The 21,556-nt window shown below is 70.5% G+C and carries 15 protein-coding genes; 5 read left to right on the top strand and 10 right to left on the bottom strand.

Annotated features, from left to right (window positions below):
* Positions 1 to 89: 89 nt before the first annotated feature.
* From OG570_RS18825 to OG570_RS18840, 4 genes are read left to right on the top strand one after another with little or no spacing between them, the layout of a single operon-like run.
* Positions 90 to 1,175, top strand: coding sequence for an ABC transporter ATP-binding protein (locus tag OG570_RS18825; RefSeq protein ID WP_247057417.1), 1,086 nt, complete (start codon positions 90 to 92; stop codon positions 1,173 to 1,175).
* Positions 1,172 to 1,855 (top strand): ABC transporter permease, encoded by a 684-nt coding sequence (locus tag OG570_RS18830; protein WP_326944258.1) that lies wholly within the window; start codon positions 1,172 to 1,174, stop codon positions 1,853 to 1,855. The genes OG570_RS18825 and OG570_RS18830 overlap by 4 nt, the downstream gene beginning before the upstream one ends.
* Positions 1,852 to 2,544 carry an ABC transporter permease gene (locus OG570_RS18835; protein WP_247057413.1) on the top strand — a complete coding sequence of 231 codons (693 nt, stop codon included), beginning with the start codon at positions 1,852 to 1,854 and terminating at the stop codon, positions 2,542 to 2,544. The genes OG570_RS18830 and OG570_RS18835 overlap by 4 nt, the downstream gene beginning before the upstream one ends.
* Positions 2,541 to 3,428, top strand: a complete 888-nt coding sequence (locus OG570_RS18840) for an ABC transporter substrate-binding protein (protein ID WP_326957993.1) — start codon at positions 2,541 to 2,543, stop codon at positions 3,426 to 3,428. The genes OG570_RS18835 and OG570_RS18840 overlap by 4 nt, the downstream gene beginning before the upstream one ends.
* Here the strand turns inward: OG570_RS18840 and OG570_RS18845 are convergent.
* The 4 genes from OG570_RS18845 to OG570_RS18860 all read right to left on the bottom strand — a co-directional run bounded on the left by OG570_RS18845 (position 3,418) and on the right by OG570_RS18860 (position 7,132).
* Positions 3,418 to 4,716 carry an erythromycin esterase family protein gene (locus OG570_RS18845; RefSeq protein WP_326957996.1) on the bottom strand — a complete coding sequence of 433 codons (1,299 nt, stop codon included), beginning with the start codon at positions 4,714 to 4,716 and terminating at the stop codon, positions 3,418 to 3,420. The two genes, OG570_RS18840 and OG570_RS18845, sit on opposite strands and share 11 nt — an antisense overlap.
* 82 nt (positions 4,717 to 4,798) lie before the next feature.
* The gene (locus OG570_RS18850) at positions 4,799 to 5,416 is read right to left on the bottom strand and encodes a LysE family translocator (RefSeq protein ID WP_326957998.1); all 618 of its coding nucleotides are present in this window, start codon (positions 5,414 to 5,416) and stop codon (positions 4,799 to 4,801) included.
* Positions 5,417 to 5,615: 199 nt separating this feature from the next.
* Entirely contained in the window at positions 5,616 to 6,596 is a 981-nt protein-coding gene (locus tag OG570_RS18855; protein WP_326958001.1) for an LLM class flavin-dependent oxidoreductase, read from the bottom strand.
* Between the two features lie 17 nt (positions 6,597 to 6,613).
* Entirely contained in the window at positions 6,614 to 7,132 is a 519-nt protein-coding gene (locus OG570_RS18860; protein ID WP_326958003.1) for a GNAT family N-acetyltransferase, read from the bottom strand.
* A gap of 203 nt (positions 7,133 to 7,335) precedes the next feature.
* Between OG570_RS18860 and OG570_RS18865 the strand changes: the two genes are divergently transcribed.
* A complete protein-coding gene (locus OG570_RS18865; RefSeq protein ID WP_326960078.1) occupies positions 7,336 to 8,841 on the top strand; it encodes a S8 family peptidase in 1,506 nt (501 codons plus the stop codon).
* Positions 8,842 to 8,910: 69 nt separating this feature from the next.
* Here OG570_RS18865 and OG570_RS18870 read toward each other — a convergent pair whose 3' ends face one another.
* From OG570_RS18870 to ald, 6 genes are all read right to left on the bottom strand, one after another.
* On the bottom strand, positions 8,911 to 12,654 hold the full coding sequence (locus OG570_RS18870; protein WP_326944252.1) for a multifunctional oxoglutarate decarboxylase/oxoglutarate dehydrogenase thiamine pyrophosphate-binding subunit/dihydrolipoyllysine-residue succinyltransferase subunit: 3,744 nt from the start codon (positions 12,652 to 12,654) through the stop codon (positions 8,911 to 8,913).
* A 540-nt stretch (positions 12,655 to 13,194) separates the two neighbouring features.
* Positions 13,195 to 13,800 carry a DUF4291 domain-containing protein gene (locus OG570_RS18875; protein WP_326958005.1) on the bottom strand — a complete coding sequence of 202 codons (606 nt, stop codon included), beginning with the start codon at positions 13,798 to 13,800 and terminating at the stop codon, positions 13,195 to 13,197.
* A 235-nt stretch (positions 13,801 to 14,035) separates the two neighbouring features.
* Entirely contained in the window at positions 14,036 to 17,785 is a 3,750-nt protein-coding gene (locus tag OG570_RS18880) for an ABC transporter ATP-binding protein (RefSeq protein ID WP_326944249.1), read from the bottom strand.
* 95 nt (positions 17,786 to 17,880) lie between these two features.
* A complete protein-coding gene (locus OG570_RS18885; RefSeq protein ID WP_326944248.1) occupies positions 17,881 to 18,765 on the bottom strand; it encodes an ABC transporter permease in 885 nt (294 codons plus the stop codon).
* The gene (locus OG570_RS18890; RefSeq protein ID WP_326944247.1) at positions 18,765 to 19,832 is read right to left on the bottom strand and encodes an ABC transporter ATP-binding protein; all 1,068 of its coding nucleotides are present in this window, start codon (positions 19,830 to 19,832) and stop codon (positions 18,765 to 18,767) included. The genes OG570_RS18885 and OG570_RS18890 overlap by 1 nt, the downstream gene beginning before the upstream one ends.
* A 508-nt stretch (positions 19,833 to 20,340) precedes the next feature.
* The gene (ald, locus tag OG570_RS18895; protein ID WP_326958007.1) at positions 20,341 to 21,456 is read right to left on the bottom strand and encodes an alanine dehydrogenase; all 1,116 of its coding nucleotides are present in this window, start codon (positions 21,454 to 21,456) and stop codon (positions 20,341 to 20,343) included.
* Between the last annotated feature and the right edge of the window lie 100 nt (positions 21,457 to 21,556).

A 21,556-nucleotide genomic window follows, 5' to 3' on the forward strand; every position in this document is an offset into this window, starting at 1 on the left:
TAGGCGTCCTCTCCCCACCTGCCGGAACAGCGTGCCAACCACCGCCGACTCGGCTACCGTCGAACGGACCTGACACGGGGAGTGGGCAAGTGACGATCGAATTCCGCGACGTGACCAAGCAGTATCCCGATGGGACGGTCGCCGTCGACAAGCTGAACCTGACGGTCGAGGACGGCACGATCACCGTGTTCGTCGGGCCGTCCGGCTGCGGCAAGACGACGTCGCTGCGGATGATCAACCGGATGATCGAGCCCACCGGCGGCCAGGTGCTGCTGGACGGCAAGGACGTCGCCGAGGGCGACCCGGCGCTGCTGCGCCGCGGCATCGGCTACGTCATCCAGCACGCCGGCCTCTTTCCACACAGGACGGTCCTGGACAACATCGCCACCGTGCCCCTGCTGTCGGGCTGGGACAAGGCGAAGGCGCGCAAGCGGGCGGCCGAGCTGCTCGAGACCATCGGCCTGCCGGTCGAGGTCGGCAAGCGGTACCCGGCCCAGCTTTCCGGTGGCCAGCAGCAGCGCGTCGGCGTCGCCCGCGCGCTCGCCGCGGACTCGCCGGTGCTGCTGATGGACGAGCCGTTCTCCGCGGTCGACCCGGTGGTGCGCGAAGGCCTGCAGGACGAGCTGCTGCGGCTGCAGTCGCAGCTGGGCAAGACGATCGTGTTCGTCACGCACGACATCGACGAGGCCGTCCGGCTCGGCGACAAGGTCGCGGTGCTGCGGGTCGGCGGCAAGCTCGCCCAGTACGGCACCCCCGCCGACGTCCTGCGCCACCCGGTGGACGACTTCGTCTCGTCGTTCGTCGGGCGCGACCGCGGCTACCGCGGCCTGTCGTTCCTCTCCGCCGACGGCGTCGAGATCAAGGACCTCGAGCTCGTCGAGATCGGCTCTTCGGTGCCGGCGAGCGACGGCTGGCGCCTGGTCGTCAACGCCGAGAAGCAGCCGCGCGGCTGGCTGCCGCCGAACTCCACAGTGGACGGCGAACTGTCCGAAGACGACCTCGTCGCCGGTGGTTCCCTGTGGATCCGCGGCACCCCGATCCGCGGTGCGCTCGACGCCGCGCTGTCGTCGCCCGCCAGCCTCGGCGTGGTCGTCGACGACGACCACCGCGTGCTCGGCGGCGTGCTCGCTCGGCAAGTGCTCGATGTGATCGAGGCGACCCCGCAGGCGTCATGAGCTTCTTCGACGAGCTCGGGACGTACCTGAGCAGCGGCAACAACCGCGAGCAGATCCTCGGCGACCTCGGCGACCACATCTACCTCGCGCTGCTGCCGCTGGTCATCGGCATCGTGCTGGCGATCGCGGCCGGCTGGTTCGGCCACCGCTGGGCACCCGCGCGGTCGGTGCTCATGGTGCTGGCCAACCTGCTCTACACGATCCCGTCGCTCGCGCTGTTCGTCGTCATCCCCGGCCTGATCGGGTCGAAGATCCTGGACAGCATCAACGTCGTCGTCGCGCTGACGATCTACACCACCGCGCTGCTGGTCCGCCCGGTGCTCGACGCGCTGGACGCGGTGGCGCCGTCGGTGATCGCCGCGGCCACCGCCGTCGGCTACAAGCCGGTGCGCAAGTTCTTCGCCGTCGAGCTGCCGCTGGCGGTCCCGGTGCTCGCGGCCGGCGTGCGGGTGGCGTCGGTCAGCAACATCAGCCTGGTCAGCGTCGGCGCGCTGATCGGCACCGGCGGTCTCGGCGTGCTGTTCACCGACGGCTTCCAGCGGGAGTACTTCTCGCCGATCGTCGTCGGCATCGTGCTGACGCTGGTGCTCGCCCTGGTCGTCGACCTGCTGCTCGTCGGCCTGCGGAACCTGCTGACACCCTGGGAACGCGCCGGGAACACGGGGGTGGCCGTCGCATGATCACCGATCTCTTCCACTGGTTCGGCGACCCGGCGCACTGGTCCGGCCCGGACGGCATCCCGCAGCGGCTGCTGGAGCACCTCGGTTACACGGTGCTGGCGCTGGTGATCTCGCTCGTGATCGCCGTCCCGCTGGGGCTGTTCGTCGGCCACACCGGCCGCGGCGGCGTCGCGCTGGTGAGCGTCGGCAACGCGATCCGCGCGCTGCCGACGCTGGGTCTGGTCACGTTCCTCTTCCTGCTCTTCACCGAGAGCGTCACCTCGACGATCATCGGCCTGGTCGTGCTGGCCGTGCCGCCGATCCTGGCCGGCACGTACGCCGGGCTGCAGGCGACCGACCACGGCGTCGTCGACGCCGCCGAGGGCGTCGGGATGACCGGCTGGCAGCGGCTCTGGAAGGTCGAGGTGCCGATCTCGCTGCCGCTGGTCCTGGGCGGCATCCGCAACGCCGTGCTGCAGCTCGTGGCGACCGCCGCGGTGGCCGCGTACGTCGGACTCGGTGGCCTGGGCCGGTTCCTGCTCGACGGACTGGCCATTTTGGACTACTCGGAGGTGATCGCCGGAGCGCTGCTCACCACGCTGCTGGCGATCGTGCTCGACGTCCTGTTCGCACTGCTGAACCGCGCGCTGGTGCCCAAGGGCGTCCGGCTGGCGACGGCCGCGGCGACCGGCAAGAAGGTGACCGCATGAAACGGCTGGCCGGTCTGATCGCCGTCGCGGTGCTGGTCGCGGGCTGCGGCAACCCGCTGGCGGGCGGTGGCGAGGGCGGCTCGAACGGCGACATCATCATCGGCGCGTCCGACGTCGGGGAAAGCCTGCTGCTGGCCCAGATCTACGCCGGGGCGCTGAAGAACGCCGGGGCCACGAACGTCACCGTGCGGCCGCCGGTCGGCAGCCGCGAAGTCGTCGTCAAGGCGCTGCAGGACAAGTCGCTGTCGGTCGTGCCGGACTACAGCGGGAACCTGTTGCGGTACTTCGACAAGGACACCCAGGCCACGAAGCCGGAAGACGTCTACGCGCAGCTGAAGGCCAAGGTGCCGGCCGGGTTCGAGGTGCTGGATCAGGCGCCGGCCGAGGACAAGGACCTGCTCGTCGTCGGCAAGCAGCTGGCGGATTCCGGCGTCAAGACGTTCTCCGACCTGGGAAAGCGCTGCGGCGAGCTGGTGTTCGGCGGGCCGGGCCAGTGGAGCAGCCGCTGGAAGGACAAGATCAAGACGCTCTACGGCTGCGAGTTCAAGGAGATCCGGACCACCGACACCGGCGGCCCGGTGACGGTGGCGGCGCTCAAGTCCGGCGACGTCCAGGTCGCGGACCTGTTCAGCACGTCGTCGACGATCGCCGCGAACGGGTTCGTGCCGCTCACCGACGACAAGAACATGTTCCCGGCGCAGAACATCGTGCCGCTCATCGCCAAGGGGACGCTGTCGGAGCAGGAAGCCGCGGCGCTGAACCGGGTGTCGGCGGCGCTGACCACCGACCAGCTCACCCAGCTGAACGTCGAGTTCACCGAGGAGAAGCGCAACCCCCTCGACATCGCCGAAGACTTCCTGGCCCGCAACAACCTCAAGTCCTAGCCATCGCCGCTTCGCGCACGTCGTGAAGGTGGATGAGCAGGTCGTAGGACCGCGCGAGCGCGATGTCCACCGGGTCGACGGGGAACGCCGTCCCGATGTCGTACGTCGGGCGGGCGACGTCCAGCCAGGCGCGCGCCGCGGCCGGGGCGGTCCGGATGTCGAGGTAGTAGTCCTGGTAGCGGACCTGGTCGAGGGTGTCCTCGTTCGATCCGGGGCCGGCGGCGCCGACCGTGAACTTCTGCCAGGTACCGGCTTCGTCCTGCGACAGGAACGAACCGCGGTCGAAGGTGAAGCCCGTGGCGACGTAGTTCGCACCCAGCGTGTCGCGCAGGAACGAGCCCTGCGTCTTGGGGTAGCGCCCGGGATCGCCGGAGACGTAGCCGACGTGGCCGTTGTGGGCGGACAGCAGGATCTTGGCGCCGGTGTGCCGCTGCCACCAGACGACGTTCGCCGCCATCACCTCGTCGCGGAAGCGCTGGGACGTCGCGACCGAAGCCGGATCGGCGAGGTCGATCGTGAGGAACTTCGCGGTCTGGGCGATGGACCGGGCGTCCTGCGCCACCCAGTCGTCGCCGAAGCTCTGCACCAGATCGAGAGCTTCCTGAGCTTGGGCCGCGAGCCGTTGCCGCTCCGCGAGCGGCTTGGCGAGGTAGGCGTAGACGTCGTCGATCGGGCGCAGGCCGGTGTAGAGCTCGTTCAGCCGGGCCAGCGACTCGGGGTGGGTCCGCTGGACGTAGCCGGTCACCCGGCCGAAGAACTCGTCGTCCACGGTCGGGGCACTGAGGTCGTCGCCGAGGAAGTGGACGGTGCGGCCGGGGTGGTGGCGGTTGTAGTCGCGCATCCACTCGATGAGGTGGACGAACTCCTCGCGGTCCCACGGCGAGCCGGCGAGCGCGGCCTTGGCGACCGTGCGCGCGTCACCGGTGCCGGTCTGGAGGAACTCGTCGATCTCGAGGCCCGCGGACCAGCTCATTTCGAGGGCGAAGGTGGTGAAGCCCTTCTCCTCGACGAGGTAGCGGAAGAGCCGCTCCTTCATGGCGAAGAACTCGTGGGAGCCGTGGGTCGCTTCGCCGAGGCCGGCCACCTGGGCGTCGCCGATCATCGCGCCCAGCGCCCGCAGGTCGGCGGTGTCCCGGCCGGGTTCGGTGGTGCGCAGAGGATGCGCCGCCTGCTGCAGTGCGCGGACGGGGTCCGGCTGGGCCGCGTCGGCGGTCGCCGGGGTGAAGAGCGTCCCGGTCGCGATCGCCGCGACGGCGAGGACGGCGGTGGTTTTCCGGTTCCTGGTCATGGGGAGAATCCTGGCCGGGGCCCGGGCACCGCACCCTGGGGCCGGCCGCCGACTTCGGGGTAGCGCAGGCGCTACCTCCCGGTCAGTGGTCGAGAGCCAGCCGGACGCCGAGGCCGATGAAGATGCCGCCGGTGGCGACCTCCAGGCGCCGGCGGGCCTTGCGCTTGCGGCGCAGCCGGCCGCCGATGCGGCCGGCGAGGACGCCGACGGCGCCGTCGACGAGGAACTCGAACACGATCAGGATCGCGCCGAGGATCGCGAACTGCAGCCCGATGCGCCCGAGCGCCGGGTCGACGAACTGCGGGAGGAACGCGATGGTGAAGGTGACCATCTTCGGGTTCAGCAGGTTGGTCAGCAGCCCGGAGAGGTAGGCGCGCTTGGTGCTGGGTGCGGTGTCGTCGGGGAGGCTCCGGCGTTTCCGGATGGTCTGGACGCCGAGGTAGATGAGGTAAGCGGCACCGACGACCCGCACGACGGTGAAGGCGACGGGCACGGCGGCGAACAGCGCGGCCAGCCCGGCCGCGGCGACGGCGACGTGGATCGCCTCGCTGGTGGCGACCCCCGCGGTGGCGAGCAGCCCGGCGCGCGGACCGCCGCGCATGCCGCAGCCGAGGACGAACAGCATGTCCGGCCCCGGCACGACCATCGCGATCACGGTGGTGACGACGAAGGCCAGCAGGAGGTGCGGGTCGACGGGCATGGCCCGATCCTGACACGCGGCCCGCGCCCGGCGAACCCCTTTTCCGGCGGGCAGCCCCGTCTTCTCGCGGCAGGCGGACGCTCGAACCGACCTTGCCGGGTCCCAGCCCTCTTCGGGGGGTGTCCGACGCGGGTCGGAATCCGCTTCGGCCCGGCCTGGTCGTCCACATTGCGGCCGGGCTGTGGACGACCGGTGGCCGTCAGGCACGCAGGGCGGCCGCCACCTGGCCGGCCGCCTCGATGCCTTCCTCCGGCGGCTCCTCCGGCAGCGGCAGCAGGACCACCGAGCCGCTGCCCGCTTCGTGCAGGGCGTGGACGCGGGCGACGCACGAGGCCAGGTCGCCGCAGACGGCCAGCTGCTCGATCCACTCCGGACGCAGGCCCGCCGCCAGTTCGTCCACTGTGGACGCCGAATCCACCAGCGCCAGCAGCTCGTCGGCGAACGGCAGGTCCTGGACCTGCACCCGCGCGCCCGGCGTCAGCGACTCGGCCACCGTCAGCCGCGCCCGTTCGGGGTCGCCCAGGGCCAGCCAGTTGTACGTCACCACCGTGTGGCTCGCCGGAGCGCCGTCCCGCTCGCGTCCCGGGGCGATGGCCGCGAGCGCCGAGCGGACGTACTCCGGCGGGGACGGCTCGGCGAGGATCGTGCCGTCCGCCGTCGCGCCCGCGATCGCCAGCGACTTCGGCCGGCGGACGCCCGCCACCAGGGGCGGCGGCGACGCCGGCGGGAACACCAGCTCCACCTCGTCCAGCGAGACGTACCGCCCGGACACCGAGACCCGGTCGCCCGCCAGCAGGCGCCGGACCGCGACGAGCGTCTCCTCCAGCGCCGCGAGCGGGGACGCCGGGTACGCGCCGATCTGCTTCATCCACGCCGGCACGCCGTGGCCGAAGCCGGCGATCAGCCGGCCCGGGTGCAGCTCCGCCAGCGCCGCGAGCTCCATCGCCGCGATCGCCGGGTTGCGCGCCACCACCGGCATCACGCCGATGCCGATCTTGATCGTCGACGTCGTCTCCAGCGCCGTGGCGACCGTCGAGATCCCGGCCGCCCAGAAGCAGTCCTCGACGAGCCACAGCTCGTCGAGCCCGGCGGCCTCGGCCTGCCGCGCCAGCTCACGCAGCCGGGACGGCGGCTGCTCGCGGTTGATCCGGACACCGACCGACGAACGGGGTGCGTACATGCGTGCGGGGCTCCTGTTCAGATGCGGGAAAAGGCCGGCGCGTAGGTGAACGCGCCCTGGTGCGTGGCTCGGTACGCCGCGAGCGGGCGGGCCTGGAAGTGCTCGGCCCAGCCCGGTTCCGGCGGCGTGACGCCGAGCGTCGCCGCGAGGACGAACCCGAAGCGCGAGTAGTAGCCGGGGTCGCCGAGCAGCACGACGAGGCCGTAGCCCAGGGCGTCCGCCGCGCCGAGCACCGTGTGCACCAGCGCCGAACCGACGCCGTCGCGGTGGTGCGCGGGCCGTACGCCGAGCGGGCCGAGGCCGACCGAGACGCCGGTGTCGTCGCCGAGCCGCGCCGGGCTGCAGCAGACGTGCCCGACGACCTCGCCGTCGCGGACCGCGACGAACGACAACGCGCCGATCAGGTCCCCGTCGGCGCGCAGGTCGTCGACGAGCGGGGCTTCGACGGGAGTCACGCCCGGTTCGCGGCGGAAGGCTTCGGCGTGCACCGAGTGGACGGCGGCCTGGTCACCGGGTGTCTCGCGGCGGATGAGCATGACCGTCAGCATGCCGTGGGACGCGGTTCGGGGCGACGCAGTTTTCCGGCCGACTTTGGTAGGGGACCGTTCGAGTGGTTCCGAAACCGGACAAACAGGTCGATCTTTCTATTTTGACCAGGGTCGACCTACAGTTCGGGCACCTTTCACCCCTGCCCAGAAGGGACGAAACCTTGCGGAGCTCTCGGGGAATCTTCAGGAGAATCGGTGTGGTGGCAGCGGTCTCGGCGGTGACCGTCCTGGGCGGCACCGCCGTCGCGACCGCGCGGGAAGGCACGATCGCCGGCGCCGGCGGCGCCGACGCCGTCAAGGACAGCTACATCGTCGTGCTCAAGGGCGGCACGGCCCAGGGCGTCACCGGCCGGCACGGCGGCACCGTCGAGCGGACGTTCTCGGCGGCCCTGCACGGCTTCACCGCCGCGATGTCCGAAGCGCAGGCCAAGCGCGTCGCGGCCGATCCCGATGTGTCCTTTGTGGAGCAGAGCCGGGTCGTGCGGGCGAGTGCCGACCAGCTGAACCCGCCGTCGTGGGGCTTGGACCGGGTCGACCAGCGGAACCTGCCACTGGACCAGAAGTACAGCTACAGCACCACGGCGTCGACCGTGCGCGCGTACGTCATCGACACCGGCATCAACCTGACGCACAGCACCTTCGGCGGGCGCGCGACGTCGGGCTACGACTTCGTCGACAACGACGGCGACGCCACCGACTGCCAGGGGCACGGCACGCACGTCGCCGGCACCATCGGCGGCGCGCAGTACGGCCTGGCCAAGGAGGTCAAGCTGGTCGGCGTCCGGGTGCTGAACTGCAGCGGCTCCGGCACGACGGCGGGCGTGATCGCCGGCGTCGACTGGGTGACGGCGAACGCGATCAAGCCCGCGGTGGCTAACATGAGCCTCGGCGGTGGCGCGTCGAGCACGCTGGACGCCGCCGTCCAGCGCTCGATCGCGTCGGGCGTCACCTACGGCCTCGCGGCGGGCAACGACAACGGCGCCAACGCGTGCAACGGCTCCCCGGGCCGCGTCCCGGCGGGCATCACGGTCGGTGCGACGACGTCGACCGACGCCCGCGCGAGCTACTCCAACATCGGCACCTGCCTCGACATCTTCGCGCCGGGCAGCGGCATCACGTCGTCGTGGATCGGCAGCACCACCGCCACGAACACGATCAGCGGGACGTCGATGGCGACCCCGCACGTCGTCGGCGCGGCGGCGCTGTACCTGGCCGCCAACCCGGGTGCGACGCCGCAGCAGGTCCGCGACGCGCTCGTCGCGAACGGCACCACGGGGAAGGTGACCAGCCCGGGCACGGGCTCGCCGAACGTCCTGCTCTACACGGGCACCGGCACCACCCCGCCGCCGACCTGCGGCACGGTCACCAACGGCACCGACGTCGCCATCCCCGACCGCGGCGCCGCGGTGACGAGCAGCGTGAGCGTCTCGGGCTGCGCGCGCAACGCGTCGGCGACGTCGGCGGTGGAGGTCCACATCGTCCACACCTACGTCGGCGACCTGGTGATCGACCTGGTCGCGCCGGACGGTTCCGCGTACCGGCTGAAGAACTCCGGCAGTGACTCGTCCGACAACATCAACACGACCTACAGCGCGAACGTCTCCGGCGAAGCCGCGAACGGCACCTGGACGCTGCGCGTCCAGGACGTCGCGTCGGCCGACACCGGGCGCATCGACACCTGGTCGCTGACCGTCTGACCGGCTCCGCTCGCGACGACGAAGGCCCCCGCACACCGTGGTGCGGGGGCCTTCGCCGTGGTCAAGCGGTCAGTCGAACGCCTTCGAGATCAGCGCCTTCTGCTCCACCTCGTGCACCTTCGACGAGCCGGCCGACGGCGCCGCCATCGGACGCCGTGAGACGACCTGCAGGCCCGAGAGCACCTCCGGGAACTTCCGGGGCAGGTTCAGGCCGAAGAACGGCCACCCACCCTGGTTTTCCGGCTCCTCCTGGACCCACGCGACCTGCGTCGCGTTGGTGTAGCGCTCCAGCGCCGCCAGCAGCTTCTTCTTCGGCAGCGGGTAGTACTGCTCGATCCGCACGATCGCGACGTCGTCCGCCTCGCGCTTCGTCCGCTCCGCCACCAGCTCCCAGTACAGCTTCCCGGAGGTCAGCAGCACCTTGCGGACCTTCGCCGGATCCGGCGTCACGTCGTCGATGACCGACATGAACCGGGACTGGCCGGTGAAGTCGCCGGTCGCCGACGTCGCGGCCTTGTTGCGCAGCATCGACTTCGGCGTGAAGACGACCAGCGGGCGCTGGATGCCGTCGAGGGCGTGCCGGCGCAGCAGGTGGAAGTAGTTCGCCGGGGTGGAGGGCACCGCGACGGTCATCGAGCCTTCGGCGCACAGCGCCAGGAAGCGCTCGATGCGGCCGGAGGTGTGGTCCGGGCCCTGGCCCTCGTGGCCGTGCGGCAGCAGCAGCACGACGTCGGAGCGCTGGCCCCACTTGGCTTCGCCCGAGGAGATGTACTCGTCGATGACGGTCTGCGCGCCGTTGACGAAGTCACCGAACTGCGCTTCCCACATCACGAGCGCCTCGGAGTTCGCCACCGAGTAGCCGTACTCGAAACCGACGGCCGCGTACTCCGACAGCGCCGAGTCGTAGATCATCACGCGGCCCTGGCCGTCGGCCAGGTTCTGCAGCGGCGAGTACTCCTGGCCCGTCTTGCGGTCGATGAACACCGAGTGCCGCTGGGTGAACGTGCCGCGCCGCGAGTCCTGGCCGGACAGCCGGATGAGCCGGCCTTCCAGCGCGAGGGACCCGAACGCCAGCAGCTCGCCGAACGCCCAGTCGATGTCGCCTTCGCGGGACATCTTGTGGCGGCGCTCCATGACCGGCTTGACGCGCGGGTGCGGCGTGAAGCCCTCGGGCACGTTCACGAACGCGTCGCCGATGTGCTCCAGCGTCTCGCTGCTGATCGACGTCGTCACCTTCGCCGGGACCTGCTGCTCTTCCTCGACCGAGGGGCTCGCCTTCGCCGGGTGCTTCTCCAGCTCGCGGACCTCGTTGAAGACGTGCTCCAGCTGGCTCGAGAAGTCGCGCAGCGCGGCCTCGGCCTCCTCGACGGAGATGTCGCCGCGGCCGATCAGCGACTCGGTGTAGCCCTTCCGGACCGAGCGCTTCGTGTCGATGATGTCGTACATCGCCGGCTGCGTCATCGAAGGGTCGTCGCCCTCGTTGTGCCCGCGGCGGCGGTAGCAGATCAGGTCGATCACGACGTCCTTGTGGAACGCCTGCCGGTACTCGACGGCCAGCTTGGCCACCCAGTGCGCGGCCTCCGGGTCGTCGCCGTTCACGTGGAAGATCGGCGAGCCGATCATCTTCGCGACGTCGGTGGCGTACTGGCTGGAGCGCGAGTGCTCCGGCGCGGTGGTGAAGCCGACCTGGTTGTTGACGATCACGTGCACGGTGCCGCCGGTGCGGTACCCGCGCAGCAGCGACAGGTTCAGCGTCTCGGCGACGACGCCCTGGCCCGCGAAGGCCGCGTCGCCGTGCATCAGGACCGGCAGCACGGTGTAGCCCTCGCCGCCCTTGTCCAGGAGGTCCTGCTTCGCGCGGACGATGCCCTCGAGCACCGGGTCCACGGTCTCCAGGTGCGACGGGTTCGCCGTCAGCGACACCTTCGTCTCGCCGTCGCCGAACATCCGGAAGTACTTGCCCTCGGCGCCGAGGTGGTACTTCACGTCACCGGAACCGTGCGCCTGGCCCGGGTCGAGGTTGCCCTCGAACTCCTGGAAGATCTGCGAGATCGGCTTGCCGACGATGTTGGCCAGCACGTTGAGCCGGCCGCGGTGCGGCATGCCGATGACGACCTCGTCGAGCTCGTGCTCGGCGGCCTTGTCCAGCAGGGTGTCGAGCAGCGGGATCGCCGTCTCGCCGCCTTCGAGGCTGAACCGCTTCTGGCCGACGTACTTGGTCTGCAGGAACGTCTCGAACGCCTCGGCGGCGTTCAGCTTCGAGAGCACGTACTTCTGGACCGCGGGGTCCGGCTTCTCGTGCGGGATCTCGACGCGCTCCTGGATCCAGCGGCGCTCCTCGGGGTCGAGGATGTGCGTGTACTCGATGCCGACGGTGCGGCAGTACGAGTTGCGCAGCACGCCGAGGATGTCGCGCAGCTTCATCCGCTCCTGGCCGGCGAAGCCGCCGACCGGGAACTCGCGGTCCAGGTCCCACAGGGTGAGGCCGTGGCTCAGCACGTCGAGGTCGGCGTGGCTGCGCTGGCGGTAGTTCAGCGGGTCCGTGTCGGCCATCAGGTGACCGCGCATCCGGAACGCGTCGATCAGCTCGATCACGCGGGCGGTCTTGTCGACCGGGCCCTCGGGGATGTCGGCGACCCAGCGGATCGGCTCGTACGGCAGGCGCAGGCTGGTGAAGACGTCGTCGTAGAAGCCGTCTTCGCCGAGCAGCAGCTGGTGGATGCGCTTGAGGAACTCGCCGGACTCCGCACCCTGGATGATGCGGTGGTCGTAGGTCGAGGTCAGCGTCATGATCTTGCTGATGCCGAGGTCGACCAGCGTCTTCTCGCTGGTGCCCTCGAACGCCGCCGGGTACTGCATGGCGCCGACGCCGATGATCGCGCCCTGGCCGGCCTGCAGGCGCGGCACCGAGTGGTTGGTGCCGATGCCGCCCGGGTTGGTCAGCGAGATGGTGGTGCCGGCGAAGTCGTCCGCGGTCAGCTTGTTGTTGCGGGCCTTCTTGACGATGTCCTCGTAGGCCTGCCAGAACTGCAGGAACGACATGTCCCCGACGTTCTTGACCGAGGCCACGACGAGGTTGCGGGAACCGTCCTTGCCCTTCATGTCGATGGCGAGCCCGAAGTTGACGTGCTCCGGCGTGATCGCGAACGGCTTGCCGTCGATCTGCTGGTAGTGCCGGTTCAGGTTCGGGTAGTCCTTCAGCGCCCGCACCATGGCGAAGCCGATGAGGTGCGTGAAGGAGATCTTGCCACCGCGGGTGCGCTTGAGGTGGTTGTTGATGACGATGCGGTTGTCGGCCATCAGCTTCGCCGGGACCGCGCGCACGCTGGTCGCGGTCGGCACGGACAGCGACGCGTCCATGTTCTTGGCGATCGCCGCCGCGGCGCCGCGGAGCTGCTTCGACTCCGGTTCGTCCTTGGCCTGCGGCTTCACCTCGGTCTTGGCCGGGCTGGTCGACGCGGCCTTGGGCGCGGTCTTCGAGGCGCTCGCCGCGGTCGCGGCGGGCTTCGGAGCCGGCTTGGCGGGCGCGGTGGTGGTGGCGGGCGTCGACGTCTGCTTGGCCGCGGACTCCGCGTTCTGCACCGCCTTCGTCGACGGCGCCGTGGCCTGTCCGTTGGTCGCGGGCTTGGCGCCGGCCTGCTGCTGCCGGGCGTTGTCCGCCTTGGTCTGAGCGTTCTGCGTCGGCTTGAAGTCCGCGAAGAAGTCGTGCCACGCGGCATCGACTGAAGATGGGTCAGCGAGGAACTGGTCGTACATCTCTTCGACCAGCCACTCGTTGGGGCCGAACTGTGACGCAGGGCTGCTGCTGGACACGGCTTGGGCTCGCCTCTATCCGTCTCGATCTCGATCTTGAATCCGTTGATGCGCCTACCAGGCTAACCCCCTCGATGAGTGCGATGTGATGGAACCGGCCTGTGTGAGGCGTGGCGCACTAGGGCATCGGTCACTGACACGATCAAGATGTGCTAAGAGAACCTTAAGCAGTGGACCGGGTACAGGGTTTTCGCCAGGGTTGGCGGGCTCGTCGCCGAGCGCTCCGCCGCCGTTCACCCCGGCCGGTTCTGCTGGGTGGATGTGGCTGGTCGAATGTCCGTCGTTCTGGGACCAGGGCCTGGTCAGGCCGCTGGTCACCGAGTCCGGCGCGGTTGTGCTGCGGTGCGATTCGTGCGCGGCCGTGTGGCCGACCGTGGCCGACTTCGAGGAGCAGGAGCACGTCGAACCCGATGAGCCGGACTGGCTGGTCGGCGCCGGCGTGCACGTCCGGCCGGGGACGTTCCGCTGGGCGGTGCGCCCCGACGTCGAGGCCGCGGGGGCTGGGTTCGCTGAAGTGGCGGGCGCTGCCTTGACCCGGGTTCAGCCGTCGGCGTCGATGGCCCGCGCGAGGTCTTCGGGGAGCTCGTACGGCGGCTCGTGCGGGACGAGTTTCACGGCCTTGTGCAGCTCGTAGTCCCGCAGGTGCTGGTGGATCCGGTGCATCACCGGCGTGACGTCGGTGACGGCGGTGATCCACTCGTCGACGTAGCGGTCGACGGCCTCGCCGCTCAGGCCGACCTGGATCGCCCGGAAGTTCTGCGCCTGGTGGTTGAGGTCACGTTCGGGGTCCCACTGGATCCGGACGGGACTGGTCTTGACCTGTGCTTCCCAGGCTTCTTTCTCCTGGTCGCGGCCGGGGTGGCTCAGCGCCGCGTGGGCCAGGGCCCACTCGAAGCCGTCGCGGGTGATGTCGATCGCCAGTACGACCTCCTGCCCGGGCTTGGTCCCGTAGCCGCACCGGTAGGCCATCCACCGGAACGACGGCTTGATCCACGTCATCCGGTCCCGCTTGAACGGCGCGACGAACGTCTGCTTCGCCAGCGCCGGCTCGGCGATCGCGGGCGAGTAGGCCTGGTAGACCCGGACGGTGGTCTCGGTCTGCACGGCACGGATCTGCCGGTCGGGCGCCCGCTGTTGTTCGAACATCCCGCCATGCTCCCGCGCCCCGGCGGCCCCGGCGAGTCCTTTCCCGGCGGGCGAACCCGCAACTCGCGTGATTCCCGACGTAAGTCGTGTGATCAGACCCGCAACTCGCGTGATTGAAGAGCCAACTCGCGTGATTGGAGGGTCGACACGGCGAGGCCGGCCTCGTTCCGGCGTGTCGACCCTCCAATCACGCGTGTCGACCTCCCCATCACGCGTGTCGACCCTTCGATCACGGTCAGCCGAGGGACCAGAGGCGGGCGTAGTAGCTTTCCGCGGCCAAGAGCTCTTCATGGGTTCCGGTTTCGACGATCCGGCCGTGGTCGAGGACCACGATGCGGTCGGCGCGGGCCGCCGTCGCTAGGCGGTGGGCGACGACGAACGTCGTGCGGCGGCGGGCCAGGTGCTCGGTCGCGCGCAGGACCGCGGCCTCCGTGGACGGGTCCAGGGCCGCCGTCGCCTCGTCGAGCAGCAGGACGTCCGGGTCCACCAGCTCCGCCCGGGCCAGCGCCACCAGCTGACGCTGCCCCGCCGACAGCGACCGCCCGCGCTCGCCCACCGGCTGCAGGAACCCGGCCGACAGCGCCGCGACGCCGTCGAGCGCGCCCACCGCGCGGACCGCGGCCTCGACCTCGGCGTCCGTCGCCGCCGGGCGGCCGTACCGGACGTTGTCCGCCACCGTGCCGGAGAACAGGTGCGCCTCCTGCGGCACCACACCCATCCGGTGGCGCAGGCCGGCGAGCTCGTACTCGCGGACGTCGGTGCCGTCGATCCGGACCGTGCCGCCCGTGGCGTCGTAGAAACGCGCGACCAGCTTCACCGCCGTCGACTTCCCCGCGCCGGTGGCGCCGACCAGCGCGATCGTCTCCCCGGCCGCGACGTCCAGCGAGAACTGCGCCAGCGCCTTCGCCTCCGTGCCCGCGTAGGCGAAGTCGACCTCCTTGAAGCTGACCTCACCGCGCAGCCGCTCCGGGATCGCCAGCGGGTGTTCCGCCGGCGGGACGGACGTCGGCGTCCGCAGCAGGTCGCCGATCCGGTTCAGGCCGACGCGGGCCTGCTGGTAGCCGTCGAACACCGAGGACAGCTGCTGGATCGGGGAGAAGAACTGCTGCAGGTACAGCAGGAACCCGAGCAGCACACCGGCCGACAGGGTCCCGGCCGACACGCGGTTCGCGCCCGCGACCAGCACCGTGGTCGTCGCCAGGTCGGACATCAGCGCGACCAGCGGGAAGTACGTCGCCACGTAGCGCTGCGCCCGCAGCCGCGAGCGGCGGTAGTCGTCACTGCGTGACGCGAACGCCTCGGCGGAACGCTCTTCGCGGGTGTAGGCCTGGGCGACGCGCAGGCCGCTCATGTTCTCCTGCATGTCCGCGTTGACCAGGCTGACCCGCTCGCGGGCCTCGTTGTAGGCCTTCGACGCCGCCCGCCGGAAGATCACCGTCGCGACGGCCAGCACCGGCACCATCGCCAGCGCGTACAACGCCAGCCCGGCGTCGGTGACCAGCAGCGCCACCGTGATCCCGGCCAGCGTCAGCGCGCTCACCACGGCGGTGGCCAGCCCGGTCTGCAGGAACGTCGAGAGCGCGTCGACGTCGGTCGTCATCCGGGTCATGATCTTCCCGGACAGCTCCCGCTCGTAGTAGTCGAGCCCGAGCCGCTGCAGGTGCGCGTAGCTGCGGACGCGCAGCGCGTACAGCACGGTCTCGCCGACGCGCGAGGTCAGCCGGGTCTGCGCGAGCACCACCAGCCAGTCGGCCGCGATCACCGCGGCGCCGATCCCGGCGGCGAGCCAGATCACCCACTCCACGCCGGTGCGGACGCCGTGGTCGACGCCGAACTGGTAGAGCCCCGGCAGCGCGATCGAGGCCAGCGCGTCCGCCGCGACCAGCGCGATCACCACCGCGAGCGGCCAGCGGACCGGCCGCAGCAGCCCGGCCAGCCGGAACCGCGGGTCGGGCGCCGTGACGTCCACATCGGACAGCCGCGGCTCGTCGGTGGCCGGGGGCAGCTTGCGGACGCCTTCGATCAGCTCCGGGGTCGGCGGCAGGTCGAGACCGCCACCGCCCGGGCCCGCGAACCCGCTGCTGTTCGGGTTGGCGCGGCGCTGCTGCGCGGCTTCGGCCAGGTGGTCGACCTCGTCCTTGCCCTCGTCACGCGGCCAGAGCGCCGCGGTGACGCCGGCCGGGCCGCGGTCGAGGCCTTCGCAGCGGACCTTCTCCTCGACGCCGTCACCCGGGCCCGCGACCAGCTCGCGGAACAGCGGGCAGCGCGCCATCAGCTCGGTCTCGGTGCCGACGTCGACGACGTGGCCGTCGTCGAGCACCGCGATCCGGTCGGCCAGCGCGAGGGTGGAGCGCCGGTGCGCGATCAGCAGGGTCGTGCGGCTCGCCGTGACCGAGCGCAGCGTGTCGTGGATCGCCGCCTCGGTGACGGTGTCGATGGCCGACGTCGCGTCGTCGAGGACCAGGATCCGCGGGTCGGTGATCAGCGCCCGCGCCAGCCCGAGCCGCTGCCGCTGGCCGCCCGACAGGGTCAGGCCGCGCTCGCCGACCAGGGTTTCGTAGCCCTCCGGCAGCTCGCGGATGAACTCGTCGGCCTCCGCCGCGCGCGCCGCCGCGACGATCTCCTCGTCACTCGCGTCGGGCCGGCCGTAGGCGATGTTGTCGCGGATCGAGGAGGAGAACAGGAACGCTTCCTCGAACACGACGCCGATCGCCTGGCGCAGCTGCCGCAGCGGCACGTCCCGGACGTCGAGCCCGCCGACGCGGATCGCGCCCGCGTGCACGTCGTAGAAGCGGGGCAGCAGCAGCGAGATCGTCGACTTCCCGGACCCGGCTGTGCCGACCAGCGCGAGCGTCTCGCCCGGGTGCGCGGTCACCGAAAGGCCGTCGAGCACCGGTTCGCTGCGGGTGTAGCCGAACCGGACGCCGTCGAGCTCGATGCCGAGCGGGCCCGCCGGCAGCGGGCGCGCGCCGGCGGCGTCGACGACCTCCGGCTGTGCGTCGATCAGCTCGTAGACGCGTTCGGCGCCGGCGCGGGTCAGCTGGGCCTGCACGACCAGGCCGGACAGCATCCGGGCCGGGCCGATCAGGGTGGCGAGGTAGGTCGCGAAGGCGAGGAAGGTGCCGAGCGTGATCGAGCCGTTGAGCGCCAGGACACCGCCGATGCCGAGCACCGCGACCTGGCCGGCGGCGGGCAGTGCGGCCGTGGTCGCCGTCGGCACCGCGGACAGCTTCGCCGCGCGAAGGCGCTCCCCGAACAGCTTGCGCGCCGTGCGCTCCAGCCGGCCGACCTCGCGCGACTCCTGGCCGAAGCCCTTCACGACGCGGACGCCGGTGACGGTCTCCTCCACCTGCTGCGCGACGTCCGCCGCGCGCTGCTGCGCCGACCACGTCGCCGGGAACAGCCGCTTCCGGCTGCGGGTCACGACGATGCCGACCGCGGGCGTGACGACCAGCGCGATCAGCGTCAGCACCGGGGACATCCACAGCATCGCCACGAACGACAGCAGCGCGAAGATCACCGAGCCGAACGACAGCGGGATCTGCATCAGGATCCCGGTGACCAGCTGCAGGTCCGAGATCGCGCGCGAGACGACCTGGCCGGTGCGCAGGGCGTCCTGCTTGCCGCCGTCGAGGCGCGACACCGCGTTGAACACCCGCTGGCGCAGGTCGTGCTGGACGTCGAGCGCGAGCTTGCCGCCGAAGTACCGGCGCAGGAACGCGGTCGCGAACGCGACCAGCTGCAACGTCACCAGGACGACCGCGATGCCCGGCAGCGCGCCGGTCTGCCCCGCCACCGCGTCGTCCACCGCCGCGCGCACCAGCAGCGGGCTGGCGGCCTGGACGCCGACGCTCAACATGGCGGCGACCAGCGACAGCACGACTGTCGCGCGGTGCTCCCACGCCGCGGCGGACAGCCTGCGGACCCAGCCGACGGTCTCGGCAGGTGGGAGCTCTTGACGGGGACGAGGCGGAGCGATGGTCACGTAGCAACACTAAGCGCCGCCACCGACAGAATATTTCCGAAAGCCGTGAGGGCCCCTTCCCGACGTCGGGAAGGGGCCCTCACGGGATCGCTCGATCAGGTGATGTCGCGCTTCTGGTTGCCCAGCCAGCCGAAGCCGAAGAAGACCATCGTCCAGGCGAAGAAGATCAACGCCGACACCCACCACGAGATCACGCCGGGCGCAGCCGCGGTGTACTGCAGCAGCAGCTGCGCGCCGGTGTTGACGTCGGCGGGCAAGTTGAGCGAGTTGAACCCGAACGCGTCCGCGGCGATGCCGCCGACGATGCCGTTCGCGGTGCCGTTCGGCAGGATCCCGCCCAGCAGGGTCGTCTGGCCCCAGAGCAGGATCACCAGGACGTTCTCCACGATCAGGAACCACACCAGGAACAGCACCACCGCGAGCGGCACGTTGCGCAGCACCGCGCCGAACCCGATGCCGAACAACGTCACCAGCACCGCGGCCAGCACCGTCCCGCCGAGCGCGGCCAGCCACTGGCCCGCCGACGGCCAGCGGCCCGAGTCGACCGACACCATGACGGCGATCGCCGAGACGCCGAAGCTGACCAGGCCGTAGATCGCGCCCCACCCGATGTAGGTGAGCATCTTCGCGGTCAACGCCGAGATCCGGTTCGGCGCGGTCAGGAACGTCGTCGTGATCGTCTTGCTGCGATACTCGCCCGCCAGCGCGAAGATGCCGAACAGCCCGGGGACGAGCTGCGCGATGTTCACGCCGTGCGCCAGCGCGAGCAGCCCGACCGGCACCTGGTTCGGGTCCAGGCCGATCAACGTGGTGACCTGCCTGGCGTCGCTGTCCGAGCTCAGGAAGTCCGCGAAGTCGTTGGTGATCTTGCCCCACGCGAACGTCAGCCAGAACGCCACCAGCGCCAATGGGATGAGCAGCACCCACCACGTCTTCAGCGAGAGCGTCTTGCGGAACTCCGCCTTGATCAGGTTACCCATCACTGCTGCGGACCTCCCCAGCCCTGCGGCGGACCTTGTTGGTACTGCTGCTGTTGCGGCCCCGACGGCGGCCCCTGCGGCGGGTACTGCTGCGGCGGGTACCCGGGCGGCGGCGGCCCCTGGTACTGCGGCTGCGGGGGATAACCCTGGGGGCCACCGCTGAACTGGCCCTGGGTCAGCTGGAAGAACATCCGCTCGAGGTCGGCGTGCTCCTCCTGCATCCCGTAGACGGCGATCCCGGCCTTCGCGGCGAGGTCACCGATCTGCTGGACGCTCGACCCGGCGACCGCGACCCGGCCGTCCGGCGTCGGCGAAACCTGGGTGACGCCGTTCTCCTGCAACGCCTTCACCAGCGCGGCGGCGTCCGCCGGCTGCACCAGCACCCGGGACTGCTGGCCCTTGCGCAGCTGGTCCAGCGACCCGTTGTAGCGCGTCACGCCCTGGCTGATGATGACCACCTGGTCGATCAGCTGCTCGACCTCGTTGAGCAGGTGGCTCGACACGAGGACCGTGCGGTGCTGCTCACGGGCGTAGGAGCGCAGGAAGTTGCGCAGCCAGAGGATGCCCTCCGGGTCCAGGCCGTTCGTCGGCTCGTCGAGCACCAGCACCTGCGGGTCACCCAGCAACGCCGTCGCCAGCGCGAGCCGCTGCCGCATGCCGAGCGAGAACCCGCCCGCCTTCCGGTCGGCGGCGCTGCCCAGGCCGACCAAGCCCAGCACCTCGTCCGCGCGGGTGTCGGGCACCCCGATCGCGGCGGCGTAGACGCGCAGGTGGTTCCGCGCCGTCCGGCTCGGGTGGAAACCCTCGTTCTCGAGCACCGAGCCCACCACCCGCGCCGGGTTCCCCAGCTGCGAGTGCGGCCGCCCGTTGATCGTCGCCGACCCCTGGGTCGGCGTCACCAGCCCGAGCAGCATGCGGAGCGTCGTCGTCTTGCCGGCACCGTTCGGGCCCAGGAAGCCCGTCACCGAGCCCGGCTCGACCGTGAAACTCAGGTTCTGCACCGCGTTCACCGTGCCGAACTGCTTGCTCAGGTTCTGCACCACAATCCGGCCACTGCCGTCGTGCATACCGTCCCCTTACGTTCCCGCTGATGGGGCGCATCCTGCCCTACTCGGGCGAGACGTGCGCCCGGAACGGGCGAATCGGCGGAGAGCGACCTTCGTCACGTTCCGCAACCGGTTCCGGACACCGGGGGTAGCGGCGGCGAGCGTCTGACCAGAGGGTTTGCTCCCGCGCCCGCGGGGCCGCCGGACCGAGTTGATAAAGAATTTGCCAGACTTGCCGACCCGGTGCAGCAAAGTCCTCCGAAGCCCTCTAAGCTTGTCAGTGGCGGCCCGCTCCCAATGACCCCCAGGTTGGTTGAGCGGGCCGTCGTTATGTCTTCGCTTCGCTTCGACTCACTTCGTTGTGTCTCCCGGGGGCCGAGCCCCCGGACCCCCCACGGTGCCTCTCGTGCGCCTTCCAGCGTGGCTGGTGTTCGCTGGCTTGGCTTCGACTTTGGCTTGATCCTTGTGCAACGGAGCGGGCCCCTGTCTTGCGACAGGGGCCCGCTTCTTTGGTTCTTTGGTTCTTTGGTCAGGCTAGGACTTTGGTCAGGGGGGTGTGCGGGAGGTCGTGGGCTACCGCTACTGGGGCGTTCGTCAGGGCTCCTGCCTGGGTGTTCAGGCCCTTTGCCAAGGCCTCGTCCGCCTGTAGTGCTGCCTTCCAGCCCTTGTCGGCCAGTTGGACTGCGTACGGCAGTGTGACGTTCGTCAGGCCGTAGGTTGAGGTTCGGGGGACTGCTCCCGGCATGTTTGCCACGCAGTAGAAGACCGACTCGTGGACCGTGTACGTGGGGTCGTCGTGGGTTGTGGGGCGGGAGTCTGCGAAGCAGCCTCCCTGGTCGATTGCGATGTCGACTAGGACGCTGCCTGGCTTCATTCGGGAGACCAGCTCGTTCGAGACCAGCTTTGGTGCTTTTGCTCCTGGGACCAGTACTGCGCCCACTACCATGTCCGCCTGCAGTACCGACTCTTCTACCGAGAGCCTGGTTGAGGTCACTGTTCGGATTCGGCCGCCGAAGTCGTTGTCGATCTGGCGCAGGCGGTCGACGTTGGTGTCCAGGATCTCGACGTCCGAGCCGAGGCCCAGTGCGACGCGGGCGGCGTTGATGCCGGCTACGCCGCCGCCGATGACGACTACGCGTGCGGGGTGCACGCCGGGGATGCCGCCGGGCAGCACGCCGCGGCCGCCGCTCGGCTTCATCAGGGAGTACGCGCCGACCTGCGGGGCCAGCCGGCCCGCGACCTCGGACATCGGGGCGAGCAGCGGCAGCGCGCCGTTGGCGGTCTGGACGGTCTCGTACGCGATCGCGGTGGTGCCCGCGGCCAGCAGCGCGTCGGTCAGCGGCCGGTCGGCGGCGATGTGCAGGTAGGTGAACAGCACCTGGTCGGCGCGCAGGCGCGGGTACTCCTCGGCGATCGGCTCCTTGACCTTGAGCACGAGCTCGCCCTGGGCCCAGGTCTCGTCCGCGGTGGCGAGGATCTTCGCGCCGGCGGCGACGTACTCCTCGTCGGAGATCGAAGAACCGACACCGGCACCGGTCTCGACGAACACGTCGTGCCCGCGCCCGACCAGCTCGTGCACGCCGGCCGGGGTCAGCGCGACCCGGTACTCGTGCTTCTTGATCTCACGGGGAACGGCGATACGCACGGTCGGCCTCCTGGGTCGGTCTGCGTCCGGAAACGGTGCGGTGGTGTCCTTCACGGTGAGCCACCCGGACGGCGGTGTCATCGTGCTGAGCGGACAGTTG

It is taken from the genome of Amycolatopsis sp. NBC_01286, from assembly GCF_035982555.1.
In the GTDB taxonomy this organism is placed as follows: Bacteria; Actinomycetota; Actinomycetes; order Mycobacteriales; family Pseudonocardiaceae; genus Amycolatopsis.

Coding starts and splice junctions, on each gene's coding strand:
- OG570_RS18830 (WP_326944258.1), top strand. CDS start 1,172: ATGAGCTTCTTCGACGAGCTCGGGACGTACCTGAGCAGCGGCAACAAC.
- OG570_RS18835 (WP_247057413.1), top strand. CDS start 1,852: ATGATCACCGATCTCTTCCACTGGTTCGGCGACCCGGCGCACTGGTCC.
- OG570_RS18840 (WP_326957993.1), top strand. CDS start 2,541: ATGAAACGGCTGGCCGGTCTGATCGCCGTCGCGGTGCTGGTCGCGGGC.
- OG570_RS18845 (WP_326957996.1), bottom strand. CDS start 4,716: ATGACCAGGAACCGGAAAACCACCGCCGTCCTCGCCGTCGCGGCGATC.
- OG570_RS18850 (WP_326957998.1), bottom strand. CDS start 5,416: ATGCCCGTCGACCCGCACCTCCTGCTGGCCTTCGTCGTCACCACCGTG.
- OG570_RS18855 (WP_326958001.1), bottom strand. CDS start 6,596: ATGTACGCACCCCGTTCGTCGGTCGGTGTCCGGATCAACCGCGAGCAG.
- OG570_RS18860 (WP_326958003.1), bottom strand. CDS start 7,132: ATGCTCATCCGCCGCGAGACACCCGGTGACCAGGCCGCCGTCCACTCG.
- OG570_RS18875 (WP_326958005.1), bottom strand. CDS start 13,800: ATGTTCGAACAACAGCGGGCGCCCGACCGGCAGATCCGTGCCGTGCAG.
- OG570_RS18885 (WP_326944248.1), bottom strand. CDS start 18,765: ATGGGTAACCTGATCAAGGCGGAGTTCCGCAAGACGCTCTCGCTGAAG.
- OG570_RS18890 (WP_326944247.1), bottom strand. CDS start 19,832: ATGCACGACGGCAGTGGCCGGATTGTGGTGCAGAACCTGAGCAAGCAG.